This is a genomic window from Gilliamella sp. Imp1-1 (genome assembly GCF_001690415.1).
Taxonomy (GTDB): Bacteria; Pseudomonadota; Gammaproteobacteria; order Enterobacterales; family Orbaceae; genus Gilliamella; species Gilliamella bombi.
In genome coordinates this window covers 1-5,225 of the sequence record NZ_LZHK01000046.1, presented here as the reverse complement: position 1 = coordinate 5,225, position 5,225 = coordinate 1, and the positions used below count along the sequence as shown (strand labels likewise).

Annotated in this window: 5 protein-coding genes and 1 pseudogene; all 6 read left to right on the top strand. The window is 39.2% G+C overall.

Annotation, left to right across the window (positions count from 1 at the left end; translation table 11 throughout):
* A partial coding sequence (locus A9G38_RS04450; protein ID WP_176713227.1) for a hemagglutinin repeat-containing protein occupies positions 1-2,576 on the top strand: 2,576 nt, incomplete at its 5' end.
* Positions 2,573-2,878, top strand: a complete 306-nt coding sequence (locus A9G38_RS04445) for a contact-dependent growth inhibition system immunity protein (protein WP_162162671.1) — start codon at positions 2,573-2,575, stop codon at positions 2,876-2,878. The genes A9G38_RS04450 and A9G38_RS04445, both read left to right, overlap by 4 nt.
* Before the next feature lie 251 nt (positions 2,879-3,129).
* Positions 3,130-3,186 (top strand): annotated as a pseudogene (locus A9G38_RS12780) (hypothetical protein); the annotation flags it as partial.
* Between the two features lie 96 nt (positions 3,187-3,282).
* A complete protein-coding gene (locus A9G38_RS12405; protein WP_141671728.1) occupies positions 3,283-3,954 on the top strand; it encodes a hypothetical protein in 672 nt (223 codons plus the stop codon).
* An 8-nt stretch (positions 3,955-3,962) separates the two neighbouring features.
* Positions 3,963-4,346, top strand: coding sequence for a DUF596 domain-containing protein (locus tag A9G38_RS04435; RefSeq protein ID WP_034915432.1), 384 nt, complete (start codon positions 3,963-3,965; stop codon positions 4,344-4,346).
* A gap of 311 nt (positions 4,347-4,657) precedes the next feature.
* Positions 4,658-5,225, top strand: a 568-nt coding sequence (locus A9G38_RS04430) for a hypothetical protein (RefSeq protein WP_141671727.1), incomplete at its 3' end; no start/stop codon positions are given.

Genomic DNA, 5,225 nt, shown 5'->3' with positions numbered 1-5,225 from the left:
ATATCATTGGCAGTCAGGTATCTGCCGGTCATGATGCAATGCTCAAAGCGAACCATGATGTTAACATCATTGGTCAAGAAAACACGATAAAAACCGACAGCAAAGAAAAAAGCAGCAGTGGCTCGGTAGGCGTGGGCTATAACTTTGGTGGAGAAAAAAATGGCTTTACCATCTCGGCCAGTGCCAGCCAAAGCAAATCCAGAGAAAAAGGTAACGGTACCGATTGGACAGAAAGTGTGGTAGAGGCAGGCAATAAGCTCACGATTATCACCGGTAATGACGCCAACATTGTTGCAGGGCAAGTGAAAGGCGATAGGGTGGTGGCTGATATAGGTCATGACCTTAATATTGAATCGAAACAAGACAGTGATGAGTTCCACTCTAAAAGCACGTCAACCTCGGTAGGGGGGAGTTTTTCTTATGGAGGCTCAAGTAGTATTAATGCCTCGGCGAGCAAAACGAAAATGGACAGCAACTGGCAAAGTGTCACCGACCAATCGGGCATCTTTGCCGGCAGTGGTGGCTATGATATCACGGTGGGCAACAACACCGACCTAAAAGGGGCGGTGATATCATCAGAAGCGAAAGACAAGAGCCAAAACCGCCTTGACACCGGTACAATCAGCTTTAGTGATATCGAAAACAAAGCGGACTACCAAGTCAGTAGCAGTAGTGCAGGGGTAAGCTCTAGCGGCATGCCATCGATGCCAACCAGTCGCAATAAAAACGAAAGCGAACATTCGACGACGCATTCAGCGGTATCGGAAGGGACGATAATTATCCGCAATAAGGATGACCAAAAACAAGATATCAACGAATTAAGTCATGATACTGAGCAGGCGAATAACGAGCTCAAACACATTTTTAACAAACAAAAAGAGCAAGACATCATCGACCAAACGCAGTTAGTGAGTGAAATTGGTGGTGAAACGTTAACGATGCTTAATCATATAGACCGGATAAGAGCTGAATCCAAGGCAAAAGAAGCGGTAGAAAAAGAACAAGAAAAAGCCGCAGACAAAGGCATCGTGTTAACCGACAAGCAGCAACAAAAAATCTACGAAGACGCCTACAAAAAGGCGATGAACGAAGGCATGTCAGCGATGGGCAGTGACACCCGTCAAGGCATTGACATGGCGGTTAGTATCATCAACGGCTTAATCAGTGGCGACATGACAGGGGCAACCGCAGGGGCACTCGCGCCGAAGATAGCAACTATTATAAAACAGCATACGGAAGGTGATATAGTTGCCAATACCGTCAGCCATGCCATACTCGGTGCGGTGGTAGCCGAGCTACAAGGCAACTCAGCTCTAGTGGGTGGCTTGGGTGCTGCTGCAAGTGAACGTGGTGCTGAGGTTATCATGGGTATTCTTTACCCAGGTAAAACAGTAGCGGAATTATCACAAGAAGAAAGACAACAAATCAGCGCCCTATCACAACTAGCGACAGGTCTAGCAATAGCTGCTGCCGGTGGTGATATCCAAGATATCAATACAGGCGTTGCGGCAGGGAAAAATGCGGTTGAGAATAACTTATTAAGTAATAAACGTGGCGTTGAAAAGCTTGATAAAGAGAGTAAAAAGCTTTATGAAAAAATCAAAGATATTGTCGGTTATGATGAAGTAGATAAATTGCAGCAGCAATATAACGATTGTAAAACAGAGGAGTGTAAGGCGAATGTTTATAATCAATATATGCAAAAAGAACAAGAAGCAGGACAAAGATTAGTTGATTTATATAAAGCAGGTAAGCTATCAGAAGATGAATATTACCAATTAGTTACATGGTATTCTGACACAATGCTTGAAGGAATAAAGCAAAGTCAGATTGACAATAGTAGAAATCATTCATTTGGTGATTGGGATATTAATGATGCGTCAGCATGGGATTGGACGGTATCAAACATTATTAACAATCCTTATTTAAATGAAATAAGGAGTTTAATTTTACTTGATAAATGGCGCTCTGAAGGTTTATCTGAATCAGAGATACAAGAAAGATTTATTAAGAACGGAATTCTCGATTCGTTTGGTTCAGGACCGGAAGTCAATAAAATTATTCATCAGGTTCGTAATGGTGGTTTAAGTTTAGAAGATGGGTTAAAATTAGCCTCGGCTGCAGCATTTAGTAAGTTTACTGATAAAACTGCTGGTGCTGCGGGAAAGGCGGCAGACGACAATTATAGTCGAATTGTTCCTGGTGGAAGTCTTTCTGCACATGAAGCTGCAGGAGGACATTTAATTGCAAGACATGTAGGTAAAACAGAGCAGGAGTTATTAGATAGAGTGTCTACCGGAAATGTTAAAACAGCATCTTCTTTTACTGATAGAGCGACAGCAGAATCAGTTACAAGTAAAGCGATTGAAGCAAATCAATCTAAAATAGATGCTTATCTAACTGGAAACCAAAAAGGTTATTTAGAAATTGAATATAAATCGTCATCACCAATAGGAATTAGTGTCTCGAAAGGACAAACAAATGTAAGTAAAGTGTCAAATGCTAGAATAATTATAGCTAGAGATTCTTCAATGCCTAATGGTTATAGAATTGTTACGGGGTATCCTACACCATGATAATAGCAACAGAAACATATCCTGCATTATCTTATTATTTGAGATGTTATTTAAATCAAGATTTTGAAGAGATCTTTGGAAGTGTTGATAAAGCGTTAGATGCTTACAGGAAAACAGAAACAATTAATGAACAAAATGAGATGATTAAAGAAATTCGATCATTGTTAGAATCTTCTTATAGCGAAAAAGAACTACAAAAAATTATATTAGATGACATTGATTGTAATTATTTTTATCCAAATGAATGGTCATCTTGTCGAAATTGGTTGTTAAATATGCTTTTAAAATTAAAAAATTCATGACACCAATAATGACACCATCCTAAATTTTGTGTATTTTCAGTTAAAGGTGACGGTTGATTCTGTCACCAAACCCTATAATTAATTTTCCAAGTACTAATTTTTTCTTAGCCTTAGTTATTATTACAAGGCAACTCAGGGCTTGTGGGTGGCTTAGGCGCGGCAGCAAGTGAATGGGGTGCAGAAGTTATTGCGGGGATCCTTTACCCTGATAAAGACATACCAAAGACCTAAGCCAAGAAGAAAAACAACAAATCAGCGCCCTATCACAACTAGCGACCGGCCTTGCGATAGCCGCTAGCGGTGGTGATATTCAAGATATCAATACAGGGGTTGCTGCGGGGAAAAATGCGGTTGAGAATAATTATTTGTGTGCTGAAGTCACCTGCAAATTACGCCCAGGTGAGATGACAATGACTGGTGGCGGCGGTGCAATTGTTGGTGGAGTACTGGTAGGCAGTGTAATTTTAGCAGAAGAAACTGGTGCATTAGATGGAGCTAAAAATTCATTTGATGAATGGTTGACGACGGGAAGAGATGGTGTTCTTATAAAATCTGATGATAGTTCATCAAATGACAACTCTGATAGTCAAGCATCAGCAGGAACCCAAACCGGATCAACTACTGTAGGTGGTGGGGCAAGCTTACCTCCTGATGATGACGATGATAATAGGCACAAGCAAGATAACCAAAAATACCAAAATCAGAAACAGCAAGAAAGATTTGATGAATTAAGGAATATCTATGATAAAAATAACCCTACCACAGATTTAAAAATTGATGGGCAAACTATTCGGCAGGGTGCTGGCGGAAATCGTTACTCCACTCGAATTTACGAAAGCCAAAATTTGACCGATAAACAGATATATAATTATGCGGAGGAACTAGCAGGACAACCATTAACAAAAGTTAAAGATGGTGTTTACACAACACGATTGCCGGATGGTACTAATATTACATTAAGGAATGTATCTCATTCTGATACAGGAGCGCGTTGGACTATTGATATAAAAAACAACCCAGCTTTAACTAAATTATACAGAGGGTTGAGAACTGGAGCAGAAATTAAATTTAGATAGGAAAAAATATGATAAATGAAAATGATTATAAAAATATTATTGATTGGTCAGAACTAAGAGCTTTTAGTGGATTATGGAATTGTATTGCACCTGATATGTTCCCTTCTCTAAAATCTAATGAAAAAAAATTTCCTTTTCAAGAAAGAAAAGAATTATTTTTTTATTTTGTAAAAAGGTTACTAAAAGAGGGACGTCTTAAATTAGCAAAGAATGGTCGGCTTTTAGAAGGTTCAATAGAAGATCAAATAAAATTGTTTTATGAAGCTTTTCCGAAAACAGAAGATGAAATGTTTGATAAACAAAAATTAATGGATGATTATTGGTTTTTTGATGATTCTTGTCCAGCAGAAGCGGTGTGGGTTAATGAAGATGGTTCTTTAGAATGGACTTAACTTGCTAACTTATCTACTTATCCAAAATTTTGTGTACTTGCTGGTTAAAAGTGACAGTTAATGCTGTCACTAAATTCGATAATTAATTTTTTTATTACTAATTTCGGCTTAGCACTGGTTTAACCATTATTATTTTTATACACCATTGTAGAAAATAAAGCCTATTTGTTGCATTGCGCATTGAGTCATATCTCCTTCTATCTAAAACATAAAAAATACATTAAGTTACTATTTTTACTTACAAAAAATTAGCCAGGGAAGTTATTGATTTTATTTGAGTTTTTCTTGATGTTTTTGTGCTAGCTGTGGCGGTGATAACCTCAGAAGCGAAAGACACGAGCCAAAACCGCCTTGACACCGGCACAATCAGCTTTAGTGATATCGAAAACAAAGTGGACTACCAAGCCAGTAGCAGTAGTGCAGGGGTAAGCTCTAGCGGCATGCCATCGATGCCAACCAGTCGCAATAAAAACGAAAGTGAACATTCGACGACGCATTCAGCGGTATCGGAAGGGACGATAATTATCCGCAACAAAGACGACCAAAAACAAGATATCAACGAACTAAGCCGAGATACTGAGCAGGCGAATAACGAGCTCAAACACATTTTTAACAAACAAAAAGAGCAAGACATCATCGACCAAACGCAGTTAGTGAGTGAAATTGGTGGTGAAACGTTAACGATGCTTAATCATATAGACCGGATAAGAGCCGAATCCAAGGCAAAAGAAGCGGTTGAAAAGGAAAAAGAGAAAAGTAAAAACAAGGGACTAACAGAAGAAGAGCAACAAAAAATCTACGAAGACGCCTACAAAAAGGCGATGAACGAAGGCATGTCAGCGATGGGCAGTGACACCCGTCAAGGCATTGACATGGCGG

What these genes read in the sequence shown, in the direction of transcription:
- A9G38_RS04445 (WP_162162671.1), top strand. Translation starts at nt 2,573, where the DNA reads ATGATAATAGCAACAGAAACATATCCTGCATTATCTTATTATTTGAGA.
- A9G38_RS12405 (WP_141671728.1), top strand. Translation starts at nt 3,283, where the DNA reads ATGACAATGACTGGTGGCGGCGGTGCAATTGTTGGTGGAGTACTGGTA.
- A9G38_RS04435 (WP_034915432.1), top strand. Translation starts at nt 3,963, where the DNA reads ATGATAAATGAAAATGATTATAAAAATATTATTGATTGGTCAGAACTA.